Here is a 15,678-nt window from a genome sequence, read left to right on the forward strand (position 1 = left end):
TGCCTAACTTGATTGACCAAGCATTAATTAGCAATTGTTGGTCTGTTCTATTATTGTTTTTACGGGCTTAAAGCTTTGTCTATGATGCGGCGTAACACCGTGAAGTGCAAGTGCTTCTAAATGCGCCTTGGTTGGGTAACCTTTATGGCCGGCAAAGCCATAATTTGGGTACTCAGTATCGAGAGCTTTCATTTCGTTATCACGGGTCACTTTGGCAAGGATTGATGCCGCGCTAATTTCGGCAACTAAGCTATCACCTTTCACAACGGCTTGTGCAGGTACAGTGATATCGGGTAAACGATTGCCATCAATAAAGACAAACTCGGCAGGAATATTAAGCCCTTCCACCGCGCGCTTCATGGCAAGCATGGTAGCATGCAAAATATTAAGCTCGTCAATTTCTGCTACGCTGGCGCGGGCAATATTAAAGCACAGCGCCTTTTCAATAATTTCTTCGTAAAGTGCCAAGCGCTTTTTTTCGGTTAGCTTTTTTGAATCGGCAAGACCCACGATTGGCTTTGATGGATCTAAAATAACCGCAGCCGTGACCACATCGCCCACGAGCGGACCACGCCCTACTTCATCAACACCTGCAATAAGTTGCGTATTTGGACGAATAATCTCAGTCATGTTTGTTCTCTATTACGTTACTTACAGCCAGCGCCGCTTGTTTACTGGCATCGAGCCTTAATGACTTATGCATTTCATAAAACGTTTGTTTTAATGCTGTTTGATCTTCTTCTAGCAATGGTTTTAAAGTTGCTGCCAAGTTTTCAGGGGTTAAATCATTTTGTAATAATTCAGGCACTAGTTGCTTGCCCGCTAATAAATTAGGCAGTGAAAAGTGCTCAATGTTAAATTTAAATAAGCGTGTCACTAAGTGATATGTCAGGGCTTTTAGCTTGTAGCCAACCACCATTGGGCGTTTAAGTAACATGCATTCAAGTGCTGCCGTACCCGAAGCTAAGAGCACCGCATCAGCGGCGGTCATCACTTCACGCGACTTGCCATCAACAAGGGTAAATATATCTACCGCATTGTGCTTGGTTGCGCCAGTTAAAAACTCTTCTTTACGTTTTTCATTAACTAAAGGCACCAGTACTTTCAACTCGGGTATCTCTGCTTTAAGTAATAACACCGCTTGAATATAGGGTTCACTTAATAAAGTAACTTCAGAGCCTCGACTACCTGGCAAAACAGCTAACACTTTATCTGTAGCTGATAAATCAAACAGCGTTCTACTGGCAATTTGTTCATCTTCGAGCGGTAACTCATCCGCCAACGTATGGCCGACAAACGCACATGGAATATTGTGTTTATCGTAAAACGCTTTTTCAAATGGTAATAATGCAAGCACTAAATTAGTGGCTTCTGCCACTTTAAAAACACGTTTTTCACGCCATGCCCATACCGATGGGCTAACATAATGCACGGTTTTAATACCAGCAGCCTTTAACGGCTTTTCAACGCGTAAGTTAAAATCGGGTGCATCAATGCCAATAAAAATATCAGGCGGGTTGTCGATAAAACGCTGTACAATTTGCTTTTTAATGCTGAGTAGACGAAATAACTTAGGCAGGACTTCAAAAACGCCCATTACGGCGAGTTCTTCCATTTGAAAATGGGTTTTAAACCCTTCAGCCAGCATACGCGGACCGCCAATGCCCTCAAATGTGGCATTTGGGTAATGCTGTTTTAGTGCTTTAATTAAACCTGCACCTAAAATATCGCCGGAGTGTTCCCCGGCGATAAGTGCAATTCGAAGTGGCTCATCCGAGATCATTAACGAATTAACCCTCGACTTGAGTTTCTAGCAAAATCAATCATGTTTTGCACTGCTTTGAACTGCTCGGCTTCTTTTTCCATTTCAACAAGTGCCGCATCCAGTTTATTACCTTTACGATATAACTGCTTGTATGCGCGACGTAATGCCATGATTTCGTCTGACTCAAAGCCACGACGTTTTAGACCTTCAGTGTTGATTGCCACAGGACGTGCTGGTGTGCCGATAGTTGTTACAAACGGTGGTACATCTTGGTTAACACCAGAGTACATGCCAATAAACGCATGTGAACCGATATGACAAAACTGATGAATACCTGAGTTGCCCGCCAAAATTACCCAGTCGCCAATATGTACGTGACCAGCCGCACTTGCGTTATTAGCGAAAATACAGTTATTGCCTATCACGCAGTCATGGGCAACGTGTGTATACGCCATAAATAGGTTATTTGAGCCAATCTTGGTGATGCCTTCATCCTGAATGGTACCACGGTGGATTGTGGCACATTCGCGGATCACGTTGTTGTCACCAATAATCAGCTTGGTTGGTTCATCCTTGTACTTTTTGTCTTGGCACGCTTCACCCACTGAAGCGAACTGGAAAATATGATTGCCAGAACCAATTGTTGACGGCCCTTTTATCACTACGTGTGATTCGATGATACAATCATCACCAATCACCACGTCGTTACCGATGTAGCTGTAAGGACCAACTTTTACGTTGTTGCCAAGTTGAGCGCCAGGCTCAATAATTGCAGTAGGATGGATCACTTATTATAACTCTCTTCTTGCACACATTAACTCAGCTGAACACACTACTTTGCCGTCAACTCTCGCTTCACCATAGAACTTCCACATGTTGCGGCGTTCTTTTAAGAATTCAACGTGTAAGTGCATTGTGTCACCTGGTAACACAGGTTGTTTAAAGCGTGCGTTATCAATGGCTGCAAATAAATATAGCTCATTGTCGCCACGGTTTTCAGTTGTTTTAAAACCTAATAGACCTGTTGCTTGTGCTAATGCTTCTAAAATCATTACGCCAGGGAAAATTGGCTGCTCAGGGAAGTGGCCTGTGAAAATTGGCTCATTTGCTGTGACATTTTTAATCGCGTGAAGCGTTTTGCCCGGCTCAAAGTCAACGACCTTATCAACCAATAACATTGGGTAACGATGCGGTAATAGCTTTAGGATTTCTTGAATATCAAAGCTGTTTAGTTGTTCTGCCAAAATGTGTTTCCTTAACCTAACTAATCTCTTCGCGCCCGTATTTATACTGCGCGATAATTTAGTACGTGACGAAGACTACTCGTCACGCTCCGGCAATGATTTTTCCACTGCCTTTAATCGCTTATTAATTGCTGAAAGCTGTCGTAACTGTGCCATATTACGACGCCAGTCTTTATTCTCACTGTGCGGTACACCCGAAGAATAGACACCCGGTTTATCAATGCCACTAATTACCATTGACATACCCGTTAAAACAACACCATCGGCAATTTCAATATGTCCTGCGATACCTGACAAGCCACCAATTTGGCAGTACTTGCCAATGGTTGTACTGCCCGCAATTACCGTACATCCTGCAATCGCGGTACCTTCTTTAACCACGACATTATGCGCGATTTGTACTTGGTTATCGATAATCACGTTGCGCTCGATGATAGTATCATCAATGGCGCCACGATCGATGGTTGTACTTGCGCCAACTTCAACATTATCGCCAATAACAACAGTACCAAGCTGCGGGATTTTCACCCACTGACCTTTTTCATTGGCGTAGCCAAATCCATCGGCACCGATTACGGTATTAGCATGAACTAAACACGAATTACCAATTTCAACTTGATGATAAATCGTTACATTAGCCCAAATTTTCGTATTGGTCCCTATTTTAGCACCCTTACCAATAAAGCTACCAGCACCAATTGAACTGCCGGCAGCGATTTCAACACCTTCTTCAATTACCACATTGGCACCAATCGATACCGTTTTATCAAGCTTTACCGTTGGGTCAATGATTGCCGAAGGGTGAACATTAGTTGCTGGTTTAGGCGTGGTGTCCATCGCTTGCGCTAACAACGCGTAGGCTAAGTACGGATTCGCAACAATAATTTTATTACCAGTAAAGTAATCTGCATCTTGCGGTGACAAAATCACCGCACCTGCTTGGGTACTGGCAAGTTTGCTGCGGTACTTTTTGTTAGCGAGAAAACCAATCTCGTTGCCGGTCGCATTTTCTAGGGTTGCTATACGAGAAATGCTGAGCGAGTCGTCACCGACCAGCTCAGCATTTAAAATCTCAGCGATTTGCTGTAATTTCATAAGCTTTATTATTTAGCCTTTGCTACACGCTCTGCTACTTTAGAGGTGATGTTATCCACTGATTTTTCGTTGAAGTAAAGAAGTGAACCCGCTGGTTTTACTTCGTCGTACTTACCTGCTTTACCTTCTGCAGCGATAGCATCAAAGATCACAGTCTCTAGCTTTTTAGTTTCCTGTGCTTGACGCATTTGCATTTCTTGCTGAAGTGGCTGACCTTGCTCTTGCAATGCTTTTTGTAGCTCTTGAATTTTCTTTTGGCTTGCTTCTTTTTGCGCTTTGCTCATTGTCGCGTTTTCACGCTGATATTTTTCAACTTCAAAACGAATATCGCCTTGTAGTTTTTCAAGTGCTTGTCTGCGCTCGCGGAACTCTTCTTCTAACGTTGCTTTAATCGCAGACGCCTGCGGAGAACCACTAAATACTTGCTGTACATTTACAACAGCAACTTTGTGAGCGAATGAACTTGCAGAAGCACCCATTAGAAAAGTAGCTAACAAAGTCATGGCGGTTGTTTTAATCATTTTATTCACGAATTTATTCCTTTTAGAATGTGTTACTAATGTTGAAGCTGATGCCTTTAGTCTTATCATCATCTTCTTTTTTCAGTGGGTAGGCAAAACTAATTACCATAGGGCCCATAGGCGAAATCCACTGGATAGATAAACCTGCTGACGAACGGAAGCGACTTGGATCTGAATAATCTTCAAGTATCGCTCGCTCATCCGGCGTTAAGTTAGAGTAGCGGTCTACATCGAACTCTGTATCCCAAACATTCGCCGCATCAATAAATAAGCTGGTACGCACCGAACTGCTGTTTTCGTCATCAAGAAACGGCGTAGGTACAATCATTTCAAGGCCAGCAACGGCTTTTACGTTACCACCGATACGACCCGCTGTTCGAATTGTATCAAATTGAGGATCACTACCAATTGGCCCTTGAGTACCATCAGGGTTTGGTGTGCCCGGTAACCAATTAGGAGATACTACAATCGCTTGTGGCAAGATTGTATTACGCTCAAAGCCACGTAAATCCATTTCAGAAATACGGAAGAATTCCTGTACTGGTAAAATCTGATCGTAACCATTGGTAGTACCGTAACCATTACCGTAACCAAATCCAGCTTTCGCTGAAAATGCCCACTTGTGGTTAGTGCTTAGTGGCCAGTAGAAACGCGAATCATAGTTGATCTTAAAGTAGTTAAGATCTGAATTAGGCGTCGTTGCTTTAAACGTTAAGCTTTGTTTAGAACCTGCCGTTGGGAACATACCACGGTTAAGCGTTACACGTGACCAACCAGCACTTAATTCAAGCTTTAAGAATTCAAAACCTGCATCTGGGTTTTCTGGATCTAAGAACGTCTCACGCATAATACGCGTTTGTTCATATTCTGAAAGTTCAGATAAGAATTCTTTAGAAACCGTCGCACCAAAGTTAAGTCGGTTGTTGGCATTTACCGGAATACCGATATTTGAACCAATACCATAACGTTTACTCTTATAGTTGATTAGACTGTATTTACTTGCATCAAAGTTGGAGAAGAAAATTGAGTTACCTAAACTAATACCGTCTTTCGTAAAATACGGGTCGGTATGTGACAAGCTTACGTTTTGAGAACCTTTAGCAGTACTTACGTTAAAGGCAACTTGGTCACCCGTACCTAAGAAGTTCGACTCACTTACACCAATATTAAATTGCAGCTTATTGTATGAACCATACGCAAGACCTGCGTTAAAGCTACCAGCTGATTGCTCTTTAACGGTAAAATCAACATCTACTTGGTCATCTTTACCCGGTACCGGCGATACATCAAACTCAACGTTTTCCATATACATTAAGCGCTGTACTTGTAATTTAGAGCGCTCAAGTGTGTTATTTGATAGCCACGCACCTTCTAACTGGGTAATTTCACGACGAATTACTTCATCCGACGTAATTTCATTACCACCGATGTTAATACGACGCACATAAATACGCTTACCAGGGTCAACAGATAAAGTTAATTTTACTTCTTTATTTTCTTCGTCAATATCAGGAATAGTGCGTACTTCAGCATTGGCATAACCAAAACGTGCAAGGTAGTTTTTGATAAACTCTTCCGATGCAGTAACCACAGAGCCGTTGTATAGTTTGCCCGTTTTAAGTGGAATAACCGCACGAATTAACTCTTCACGGCCAAGCAAGTCACCCATAAAATCGAATTCTTTAACAGTAAACTGCTCACCTTCAGTAACGTTTACTGTGACGTATACTGATTCTTTATCTGGGCTTACTGACACTTGCGTTGAATCAATATTGAATTTCAAATAACCGCGGTCTAGGTAGTAGCTACGTACTTTCTCTAAGTCACCTTGTACCGTTTGCTTTTGGTATCTGTCATTTGACATAAACATATACCAAGGCAAGTCTTGACGCGATTCAGCCAATGCGAGAAGTTCTTCGTCAGAAAATAACTCGTTACCAACGATGTTAATTTGACGAATTGACGCAGCATCGCCTTCTTTGAATTCAAGCTTTAGCTTTACACGATTACGTGGCAAGCGTGATACTGATACGTCAATCGCCGCGTTGTATTTACCAATACCGTGGAAAAATTCAACAAGACCTTTTTCAAGGCCATCTACAACAACCATATCAAGCGGTTCACCTTTACGGATCCCCTGTTGCTCAAGACTGTCGTTAAGTTGCTCATCTTTAATATCTTTGTTGCCTTCGAACTCGATGATGCTGATAGTTGGTCTTTCGGTTACTTGAAAGATAACCGCATCACCATCACGTACCACCTTGATGTTGTCAAAGTGGCCTGAGCCGTAAAGCGCTTTGATTGTTTTTGAAATTGTGTAACTGTCGAGGTTATCACCAATGTTAATTGGAATATGCGTTAATGCTGCACCTAGTGCAACACGCTGCAATCCTTCAACTCTTAAATCTTCTACAATAAAGGAGTCTTGTTGGCCGAGAGCAGTAAAACTCGCTCCCAATAAACTTATTACAGCCAATTGTTTTCTTATAGCCATGTTATTATTTGATTTCCTTTATAACCGCGTAAAATCGTTAAACAGCGCAAGGCAAGTTAACAATATAAGGATTAGCGCACCAATCCTAAAACCTAATTCTTGTGTCTTTTCAGAGACTGGCTTTTTTCGGATAAGTTCAATGATGTAATACATTAAATGACCGCCATCTAAAATTGGTAGCGGCAACAAATTGAAAAAACCAATACTTACACTAACAAATACTAAGAACTCCAATAACGGCATAATGCCACTACTGGTGCTGGCTCCAGCGCCAATTGCCACTCCCACTGGACCACTTAGATTCGCAACAGAGACTTGTCCTGTTATCAAATTAACTACTGTTGCAAAACTGACATTGATTAGTTGAATTGTTTTATCAACACCCAGAACAATGGCATCAAATACGCCGTATTGTTGTGTTGAAATCATCCACGATGGCCAATTTTCAACAAAGGGTATCACACCTAAGTAGCCTTGATTAAGCCCTTGCTCACTTTTTTTGCTACCTGGAGTAACCTCAATATTTAGCTTGTCATTACCGCGGCTTATAGTAAGCAATAATGGCGTATTTGGCGAGCGCTGAATTCGCGTGACAAATGCTTGCCACGATGGCATTGCTTCACCATTAACTAAATGAATTTCATCATCTACCTGAAGCCCACCAAATTCAGCTGGGCTGCCTTTTTGCACATGACCAAGGCGCATGGTCTCTGCAGGTCTGAACGGTTTAATACCGATATCAACAATGGGGTTGCCGTCGTCTTTTAACTGCCAATTAGATAAATCGAGATACGTTTGTTGATAGCCTATATTATCGTCTTTAACACTAACGCGTACTTGCTGCTCGCCAATATTTTCCATCAAAACCAATAAGGTTTCACGCCAGCCATATACGTCTTTGTCGTTTATCGCGGTAATCTGTTGTCCTGCTTGCAACCTTGCTTGCTCTGCTAAGCTGCCAGGCACCACCTCGCCAATAACAGGCAGAAGTGAGCGCACACCAACCATAAACATAATGGCAGATACAATAATGGCGAAAATAAAATTCGCCATTGGTCCTGCCGCAACCACCGCAATGCGTTGGTAAACTGATTTGTTATTGAACGCTAAATGACGTTCATCGCTCGCAACCTCTTCAACACGTTCATCGAGCATTTTCACGTAACCACCCAGTGGGATCGCCGCGACAACGTATTCGGTGCCGAGTTTGTCGTGCCATTTAAACAAAGGTTTGCCAAAACCAATTGAAAAACGCAGCACTTTAACACCACAGCGCCTTGCTACCCAAAAGTGACCATATTCATGAACGACAACAATAATGCCAATGACTAATATAAACGACAGTAAGTTCCACAAAAATTCCATTAACAACTCCCTGCAATCATATTCGTTGCATAATGACGCGCTTCGCTATCAAGCTGCAAAATAATATCTAGGTCATTAATTTTTAGCTGTTTATGACTCTTTGCGATTTTATCGAGTACCTGAGCATTGATTTTATAAATGTCTAAAAAGCTGATTTTCTTTGCCAGAAATGCGGCCACAGACACTTCATTCGCAGCATTGATTGTGGTGGTTGCGTACTGCCCTTCTGAACAAGCATCTATTGCAAGCTTTAAATTTGGGTAACGCTCAAAGTCTGGTGCGTTAAAACTAAAATCAAGCATATTAGTGAAATCCAGTGGTTCAACACCCGCCTCAATGCGCTTTGGAAACGCTAAAGCGTGTGCGATTGGCGTACGCATATCAGGATTGCCCATTTGTGCCAATACCGAACCATCGGTGTATTGCACCATTGAGTGGATAATACTTTGTGGATGGATAATTACTTGAATATCACTTGGCTCAGCGTTAAATAGCCACTTTGCTTCAATAAACTCTAAGCCCTTATTCATCATGGTGGCTGAATCAACTGATATTTTCTGACCCATATCCCAATTTGGATGGGCGACAGCTTCATCAACTGAAACATTGGCAAAGGTGCTTAAGTCGCGCGTTCTAAATGGGCCGCCTGAGCCCGTTAACAAAATTTTGCTGACACCATGCTGCTTTAAATTTGCGCTGTAACAATGCTCTTGCACACCTGCTGGCATCGCCTGAAAAATCGCATTGTGTTCACTATCAATCGGCAATAACATCGCGCCTGATTGCTTCACTGCATCAATAAAAAGCTCGCCTGACATGACAAGTGACTCTTTATTTGCCAGTAACACGCGCTTACCGGCTTTAATCGCTGCAAGTGTTGGCAATAAACCCGCGGCGCCAACAATAGCAGCCATTACCGCATCAACGTTATCGTCACTGGCCACATCAGCTGCCGCTTGTTGGCCACACAGCACCTTGGTTGAAATTCCCAAGCGCGTAATTTCAGCCTCAAGTTGTTTTGCAGCATCAGGGCATTGCATTACAGCGTATTGTGGTAAAAACTGCGTGCATTGCTTTGCCATTAAGCGCCAATTTCGACCAGCGACCAGCGCAAACACCTGATAAGCGTCTACGTTTCTTGCAATGACATCTAAGGTGCTAGTGCCAATCGAACCTGTAGAGCCAAGAACGGTAATACGTTGCATTACGCCACCAAGGTCCACGCATAAAATGCAGCGAAAAGCGGTGCCGCAGCAGTCAAACTATCTATCCGGTCTAAAATACCGCCGTGGCCAGGTAAACATGAGCCGCTGTCTTTCAAACCAACTTCCCGCTTAAACATGCTCTCTAATAAGTCACCTACTGCTGAGAACAAGGCGACAACAGCGGCCATTGCAGCGTAAATAAACCATTTATCGCTTGGTACCTTAGTAAAATAGCAAAATGCTAAAACAAAAATCGCAGAACAAATTAGACCGCCAACTAGCCCCTCGATGGTTTTATTTGGGCTAACTAATGGCATTAATTTATGTTTGCCAAGATTTTTACCTGAGAAGTAAGCACCAATATCAGCACTCCACACAATACCCAGTACAACCATAATCAGAATTGAACCTTGTGTCGCGTTTGTTGCATATTCGCTGCTGCGAAGCACATTAAGCGCTAGCCACATAGGTAACAAGGTGAGTAAACCTGCAATTGCGCGCATCATTAAGCCAGCGTGCCATGCTTTTGCGGTTCTAGGATAAGTCCATACCAGTGCGCAGGCAACAAGCCACCAGGCAACAGCAAGCGTAAATACGTAATTAGCCGAGCCAACAAGTTGGCCATTTTGCCATAAGCTTTCAATCGGCCAGTACATGTTCGCAATAAATAGAATAACTGCCATGCCAGCAACATAGCTGATGCGAGATGCGAATTTTTTAAGCCCCATAAATGCCGACCACTCCCACGCAGAGAGTAATACAATCAATCCGGCAATTAAGCTAAACAATTCAAGTGGTGTAAAAAAAACTAGTGCAAGTGCAGCTGGCGCTAGCACTAAAGAAGTCAGTATGCGTTTTATTAACAAATCAAATTACCCTATAAAAATCACGATTGAGCGAGTAGTTCTTTTATTTGTTCGCCAGTACAACCAAAGCGACGCTCTCGTGAAACATAACACGCAATTGCATCTGCAAATGCCTGTTCATTAAAATCTGGCCAAAGTGTATCAGTAAAATAAAGTTCAGCGTAAGCAGCTTGCCATAATAAAAAGTTGCTTATGCGTAAGTCGCCTCCTGTGCGAATTAACAAATCAAGTGGCGCTTGTTCTTGCATACTAATGTACTGTGACAGTTTAGTTTCATCAATATCATCAGCAGCTATTTCGCCATTCTCAACCTGTTTTGCCAGTTGTTTCGCAGCGTTTGCTATGTCCCATTGTCCGCCATAGTTAGCTGCGATATTAAGTGTTAAGCCGGTGTTATCCATGGTCATTTGCTCTGCTTTTGCTACACTTTTTTGTAGCTTCTCAGAGAAACGACTAATATCACCAATTACTTTCAACTTGACGTTATTTTTATCGAGTTTTTTTACTTCGTTGGTCAACACAAACATGAAAAGCTCCATTAAGGTGCTGACTTCTTGTTCCGGACGTCGCCAGTTTTCACTGCTAAATGCAAAAAGCGTTAATGATTCGATATTTAGTTGGCGACAAAATTTTACCGCATTACGCACCGATTCGACGCCCTTTTTATGACCAAACACACGAGGCTTACCCTTAGCTTGTGCCCAACGCCCATTGCCATCCATAATAATAGCAACATGACGCGGTAAGCTTTGTTGGGTAATAGCATCCTTAGTGATTGTCATTAAGTGTCGTTTCCTAAAGTAAAAAGCGCCGTCTAGTATACCCTAGACAGCGCTTTAAAACTAATAATTTAGTTGTTCAATGATTGAGCGCAAAAGCGTTCAAAAATTGATTTAGATTTCCATTAATTCCGCTTCTTTAGCAGCTAAAATAGCATCCATTTCTTTGATGTATTTATCTGTTAGCTTCTGAACTTCGTCATCACTTTGACGCGCTTCATCTTCTGAAATTTCTTTGTCTTTAAGTAGTGCTTTAACGTCTGAGTTAGCATCACGGCGAATGTTACGAACTGCAACACGACCACCTTCAACTTCACCACGCACGATCTTAATAAGATCTTTACGACGCTCTTCTGTAAGCGGTGGTAATGGTACGCGAATAACTGTACCTGCAGACATAGGGTTTAAACCTAAATCTGACGCCATAATTGCTTTTTCAACTGCTTGCGTAAGTGTTTTGTCAAACACAGTAATCGCAAGTGTACGGTTATCTTCAATTGTTACGTTACCCACTTGGTTAAGTGGTGTATCAGCACCGTAGTAAGATACTTGAATACCGTCTAAAAGGCTTGGATGTGCGCGGCCTGTGCGAATTTTTGATAATTGTGAGCCAAGCGCGTCAACACTTTTTTGCATACGTTCTGCAGCATGCTGTTGGATTTCTTTAATCACGTTAATCTTCCTAACTAATAGCTTATTCTGCTGATTTATGTGTAATCAGCGTACCTTCATCTTCACCAAGGATAACACGTTTTAACGCGCCTGGTTTATTCATGTTAAATACACTGATTGGCATATTGTGGTCACGAGCTAGGGTAAATGCCGCTAGGTCCATCACCTTTAATTCTTTTTCAATTACTTCGTTGTAAGTTAATGTTGGGTAAAGCGTTGCTTCAGGGTTTTTCACCGGATCATCGCTGTATACGCCGTCAACTTTAGTCGCTTTTAAAACGGTATCTGCTTCAATTTCAATACCGCGTAAACACGCAGCAGAGTCGGTAGTGAAGAATGGGTTACCGGTACCCGCAGAGAAAATAACAACACGACCGGTTTTTAGTAAGCTAATTGCTTCAGCCCAGTTATACGCGTCACATACACCGTTAAGTGGAATCGCTGACATTAAACGTGCATTTACATAGGCACGGTGCAGTGCATCACGCATTGCAAGGCCATTCATCACGGTTGCAAGCATGCCCATGTGGTCACCAACAACACGGTTCATACCGTTTTCAGCAAGTGTACCGCCACGTAGGAAGTTACCACCACCGATTACCACACCTACCTCAACGCCTAACTCTACAAGTTCTTTAATTTCTTGTGCCATACGGTCAAGAATTGATGGGTCGATACCAAAGCCTTCTTGGCCCATTAAAGCTTCACCGCTTAATTTAAGTAAAACTCGTCTAAAAACTGGCTTACGATTTGTGTTCATAGTAATCCTGGCTGAAAAAGTTGCAAAAAATAACCGCGCTAATGATAGCGCGGTTATTCTAAATAATTTTATCTCTTAGCGCAAAAGCAAAAGCCATTTTGCTAAGTGAAAAAAGTCGATTACTCGCCTTTAGCTGCTGCGATTTGTGCAGCTACTTCAGCAGCGAAGTCTTCTTCTTTCTTCTCGATACCTTCACCTACTTCTAGGCGAGTGAAACCAGAGATAGTCGCGCCTTTCTCTTTAAGGAATTCGCCAACTGTTTTCTTAGGTTCCATGATAAATGCTTGACCAGTAAGAGAGATCTCACCAGTGAACTTCTTCATACGACCAACAACCATCTTCTCAGCGATTTCTGCTGGCTTACCTTCGTTCATTGCGATTTCAACTTGAACCGCTTTCTCTTTCTCTACAACCTCAGCAGGTACATCTTCTGGGTTAAGGAAATCAGGCTTAGAAGCAGCAACGTGCATAGCAACGTGCTTAAGTGTTTCTTCGTCAGCTTCACCAGTAACAACAACACCGATACGGTCGCCGTGACGGTATGCAGACGCTTTGTCACCATCGATGTACTCAACGCGACGAACGTTGATGTTTTCACCGATTTTAGCAACTAGTGCAACACGTGTTTCTTCGAATTGAGCTTTTAGCGTTTCAATGTCAGTTTTTGATTCAGCAGCAGCGTCAAGAACAGTGTTAGCAAAACCTAAGAAGTTTTCGTCTTTAGCAACGAAGTCAGTTTGACAGTTAACTTCTAGAAGTGCAGTGAAACCAGCACCTTGCTTGATAAGGATTGTACCTTCTGCAGCGATGTTACCCGCTTTTTTAGCAGCTTTAGCAGCACCGCTCTTACGCATGTTCTCGATCGCTAGATCGATGTCACCGTTAGTTTCAGTTAGTGCTTTTTTACAATCCATCATGCCAGCGCCAGTGCGCTCGCGTAATTCTTTAACTAGGGCAGCAGTTACAGCCATTAGTATGTCCTCAAATCCAAAATCTATTTAAAATAAGCGGGAGCAAGCTCCCCCTAATCATCAGAATACCAAGCTTTCTATGATCGTTTCATGAAAGCTTGGTAAGCGCTATTACTCAGCTTCTACGAAGTCGTCTTTTTCAGCTTGAACAGCGATGTTGCTTTCACGGCCTTCAACAGCCACGTCAGCTACAGCGTTAGTGTAAAGCTGGATAGCACGGATAGCATCGTCGTTACCAGGGATGATGAAATCAACACCATCTGGGTTTGAGTTAGTATCAACAACAGATACTACTGGGATGCCTAGGTTGTTTGCTTCTTTAATAGCAATGTGCTCGTGATCAGCGTCGATAACGAAGATAGCGTCTGGAAGACCGCCCATGTTCTTGATACCGCCAAGGCTCTTTTCAAGCTTTTCCATTTCACGAGTAAGCATTAACGCTTCTTTCTTAGTTAATTTTTCGAAAGTACCGTCTTGGCTTTGAGTTTCAAGGTCTTTAAGACGCTTGATTGACTGACGAACTGTTTTCCAGTTAGTTAGCATACCACCTAACCAACGGTGGTTTACGTAGAACTGGTCAGAACGTAGTGCAGCTTCTTTAACTGCTTCGCTTGCAGCGCGCTTAGTACCAACGAAAAGGATTTTACCTTTGTTTGATGCTACGCCTTTAAGGAAAGACATTGCTTCGTTGAATAAAGGTACAGTTTTCTCTAGGTTGATGATATGTACGCGGTTACGTGCACCGAAGATGAACGGCTTCATCTTAGGGTTCCAGTAACGTGCTTGGTGACCGAAGTGTACGCCAGCTTGTAGCATATCGCGCATAGAAACGTTTGCCATTTTAATATTCCTCTGTAATTTTGGGTTAGGCCTCCACATATCCCATAGCACCAACAGTTCGCATTTTGCTCACTGCACCCAAGTGTATGTGCCGATATGTGTGTGTGTTAAAAATTAAAGTTTATGTGTATTCACTACAATCAACTCAAAAATCCCGAGGAAATTTAAATTTTAATTGTAAAAATACGGCGCGCTTTATACCATATTAACAAACAGAACTCAAATTTTATGAGTAATTTTCAGTCAAACAACTTAGCTTAAAAGTGTCGTGTTTGACCATAATTAAAGAATTTTGGAGCCTAAATGAGTGCAGTGATTAAAACCCCAGCTGAAATCGAAAAAATGCGAGTTGCAGGACGCTTAGCAGCTGAAGTGTTAGAAATGATTGAGCCTCACGTTAAGGTTGGCGTGACCACAGAAGAGTTAAATCAGATTTGCCACGATTACATTGTAAACGAGCAAGATGCGATCCCAGCTCCTTTGAATTACCACGGTTTTCCAAAGTCAATTTGTACCTCAGTAAACCACGTAATTTGTCACGGTATTCCAAATGATAAAGCGCTAAAGGATGGCGACATTATCAATATTGATATTACGGTAATTAAAGATGGTTACCACGGTGATACTTCTAAAATGTTTTACGTTGGTCAACCATCAATTCAAGCAAAGCGTTTATGTGAAATTACCCAAAAAAGCTTATACCTCGCTATCGAAATGGTAAAACCAGGTGTTCGCTTAGGTGACATCGGTGCCGCAATTCAAAAATATGCTGAAGGTTTTAATTACTCAATTGTACGTGAATACTGTGGTCATGGTATTGGCGCTGAGTTCCACGAAGAGCCACAAGTAATGCACTACGGCAAACCGGGCACAGGTGAAGTACTGCAAGAAGGGATGTGCTTTACCATTGAACCTATGGTAAACGTTGGTAAACGCCAATGTAAGCTGCTAAAAGATGAGTGGACTGTGGTAACAAAAGACCGTTCACTGTCGGCACAATGGGAACACACGCTCCTTGTGACTCAAAACGGAGTTGAAATTCTTACGCTACGATCAGATGATGAGCTTCCGAGAGTGATCGAACACAGCGAATAAGAAGGC

General features: G+C 42.4%; 16 protein-coding genes. 1 reads left to right on the forward strand and 15 read right to left on the reverse strand.

Annotated elements, in window-relative coordinates:
• Nucleotides 1–27: 27 nt before the first annotated feature.
• The 15 genes from rnhB to rpsB form a co-directional block, all read right to left on the reverse strand.
• The gene (gene rnhB / locus PSPO_RS09355) at nt 28–630 is read right to left on the reverse strand and encodes a ribonuclease HII (protein WP_010559706.1); all 603 of its coding nucleotides are present in this window, start codon (nt 628–630) and stop codon (nt 28–30) included.
• Entirely contained in the window at nt 623–1,783 is a 1,161-nt protein-coding gene (gene lpxB, locus PSPO_RS09360) for a lipid-A-disaccharide synthase (protein WP_010559705.1), read from the reverse strand. Before lpxB ends, rnhB begins: the two co-directional genes overlap by 8 nt.
• A complete protein-coding gene (gene lpxA / locus PSPO_RS09365) occupies nt 1,783–2,553 on the reverse strand; it encodes an acyl-ACP--UDP-N-acetylglucosamine O-acyltransferase (RefSeq protein ID WP_010559704.1) in 771 nt (256 codons plus the stop codon). The genes lpxB and lpxA overlap by 1 nt, the downstream gene beginning before the upstream one ends.
• A gap of 3 nt (nt 2,554–2,556) precedes the next feature.
• Complete coding sequence (gene fabZ, locus PSPO_RS09370) at nt 2,557–3,009, reverse strand: 3-hydroxyacyl-ACP dehydratase FabZ (protein WP_010559703.1); 453 nt, start codon at nt 3,007–3,009, stop codon at nt 2,557–2,559.
• 75 nt (nt 3,010–3,084) lie between these two features.
• On the reverse strand, nt 3,085–4,104 hold the full coding sequence (lpxD, locus tag PSPO_RS09375) for a UDP-3-O-(3-hydroxymyristoyl)glucosamine N-acyltransferase (protein WP_010559702.1): 1,020 nt from the start codon (nt 4,102–4,104) through the stop codon (nt 3,085–3,087).
• Between the two features lie 8 nt (nt 4,105–4,112).
• The gene (locus PSPO_RS09380; RefSeq protein WP_010559701.1) at nt 4,113–4,634 is read right to left on the reverse strand and encodes an OmpH/Skp family outer membrane protein; all 522 of its coding nucleotides are present in this window, start codon (nt 4,632–4,634) and stop codon (nt 4,113–4,115) included.
• 13 nt (nt 4,635–4,647) lie between these two features.
• The gene (bamA, locus tag PSPO_RS09385; protein ID WP_010559700.1) at nt 4,648–7,119 is read right to left on the reverse strand and encodes an outer membrane protein assembly factor BamA; all 2,472 of its coding nucleotides are present in this window, start codon (nt 7,117–7,119) and stop codon (nt 4,648–4,650) included.
• A gap of 18 nt (nt 7,120–7,137) precedes the next feature.
• Nucleotides 7,138–8,484, reverse strand: coding sequence for a sigma E protease regulator RseP (rseP, locus tag PSPO_RS09390; protein WP_010559699.1), 1,347 nt, complete (start codon nt 8,482–8,484; stop codon nt 7,138–7,140).
• The gene (ispC, locus tag PSPO_RS09395) at nt 8,484–9,689 is read right to left on the reverse strand and encodes a 1-deoxy-D-xylulose-5-phosphate reductoisomerase (RefSeq protein WP_010559698.1); all 1,206 of its coding nucleotides are present in this window, start codon (nt 9,687–9,689) and stop codon (nt 8,484–8,486) included. The genes rseP and ispC overlap by 1 nt, the downstream gene beginning before the upstream one ends.
• Nucleotides 9,689–10,555, reverse strand: a complete 867-nt coding sequence (locus PSPO_RS09400) for a phosphatidate cytidylyltransferase (RefSeq protein WP_010559697.1) — start codon at nt 10,553–10,555, stop codon at nt 9,689–9,691. Before PSPO_RS09400 ends, ispC begins: the two co-directional genes overlap by 1 nt.
• Nucleotides 10,556–10,575: 20 nt before the next feature.
• Nucleotides 10,576–11,337 (reverse strand): polyprenyl diphosphate synthase, encoded by a 762-nt coding sequence (gene uppS / locus PSPO_RS09405; RefSeq protein ID WP_010559696.1) that lies wholly within the window; start codon nt 11,335–11,337, stop codon nt 10,576–10,578.
• A 111-nt stretch (nt 11,338–11,448) separates the two neighbouring features.
• On the reverse strand, nt 11,449–12,006 hold the full coding sequence (gene frr / locus PSPO_RS09410; protein WP_010559695.1) for a ribosome recycling factor: 558 nt from the start codon (nt 12,004–12,006) through the stop codon (nt 11,449–11,451).
• Between the two features lie 22 nt (nt 12,007–12,028).
• On the reverse strand, nt 12,029–12,766 hold the full coding sequence (gene pyrH, locus PSPO_RS09415; RefSeq protein ID WP_010559694.1) for a UMP kinase: 738 nt from the start codon (nt 12,764–12,766) through the stop codon (nt 12,029–12,031).
• A 119-nt stretch (nt 12,767–12,885) separates the two neighbouring features.
• The gene (tsf, locus tag PSPO_RS09420; RefSeq protein ID WP_010559693.1) at nt 12,886–13,737 is read right to left on the reverse strand and encodes a translation elongation factor Ts; all 852 of its coding nucleotides are present in this window, start codon (nt 13,735–13,737) and stop codon (nt 12,886–12,888) included.
• Between the two features lie 111 nt (nt 13,738–13,848).
• Nucleotides 13,849–14,577, reverse strand: a complete 729-nt coding sequence (rpsB, locus tag PSPO_RS09425; RefSeq protein ID WP_010559692.1) for a 30S ribosomal protein S2 — start codon at nt 14,575–14,577, stop codon at nt 13,849–13,851.
• Nucleotides 14,578–14,880: 303 nt separating this feature from the next.
• Between rpsB and map the strand changes: the two genes are divergently transcribed.
• Nucleotides 14,881–15,672: a type I methionyl aminopeptidase gene (gene map / locus PSPO_RS09430; protein ID WP_010559691.1), complete on the forward strand. Its 792-nt coding sequence runs from the start codon at nt 14,881–14,883 to the stop codon at nt 15,670–15,672.
• Nucleotides 15,673–15,678: the final 6 nt, after the last annotated feature.

The sequence above is a fragment of the Pseudoalteromonas spongiae UST010723-006 genome (genome assembly GCF_000238255.3).
In the GTDB taxonomy this organism is placed as follows: Bacteria; Pseudomonadota; Gammaproteobacteria; order Enterobacterales; family Alteromonadaceae; genus Pseudoalteromonas; species Pseudoalteromonas spongiae.

Coding starts and splice junctions, on each gene's coding strand:
- rnhB (WP_010559706.1), bottom strand. CDS start 630: ATGACTGAGATTATTCGTCCAAATACGCAACTTATTGCAGGTGTTGAT.
- rseP (WP_010559699.1), bottom strand. CDS start 8,484: ATGGAATTTTTGTGGAACTTACTGTCGTTTATATTAGTCATTGGCATT.
- tsf (WP_010559693.1), bottom strand. CDS start 13,737: ATGGCTGTAACTGCTGCCCTAGTTAAAGAATTACGCGAGCGCACTGGC.
- pyrH (WP_010559694.1), bottom strand. CDS start 12,766: ATGAACACAAATCGTAAGCCAGTTTTTAGACGAGTTTTACTTAAATTA.
- rpsB (WP_010559692.1), bottom strand. CDS start 14,577: ATGGCAAACGTTTCTATGCGCGATATGCTACAAGCTGGCGTACACTTC.
- map (WP_010559691.1), top strand. CDS start 14,881: ATGAGTGCAGTGATTAAAACCCCAGCTGAAATCGAAAAAATGCGAGTT.
- bamA (WP_010559700.1), bottom strand. CDS start 7,119: ATGGCTATAAGAAAACAATTGGCTGTAATAAGTTTATTGGGAGCGAGT.
- lpxB (WP_010559705.1), bottom strand. CDS start 1,783: ATGATCTCGGATGAGCCACTTCGAATTGCACTTATCGCCGGGGAACAC.
- lpxD (WP_010559702.1), bottom strand. CDS start 4,104: ATGAAATTACAGCAAATCGCTGAGATTTTAAATGCTGAGCTGGTCGGT.
- uppS (WP_010559696.1), bottom strand. CDS start 11,337: ATGACAATCACTAAGGATGCTATTACCCAACAAAGCTTACCGCGTCAT.
- ispC (WP_010559698.1), bottom strand. CDS start 9,689: ATGCAACGTATTACCGTTCTTGGCTCTACAGGTTCGATTGGCACTAGC.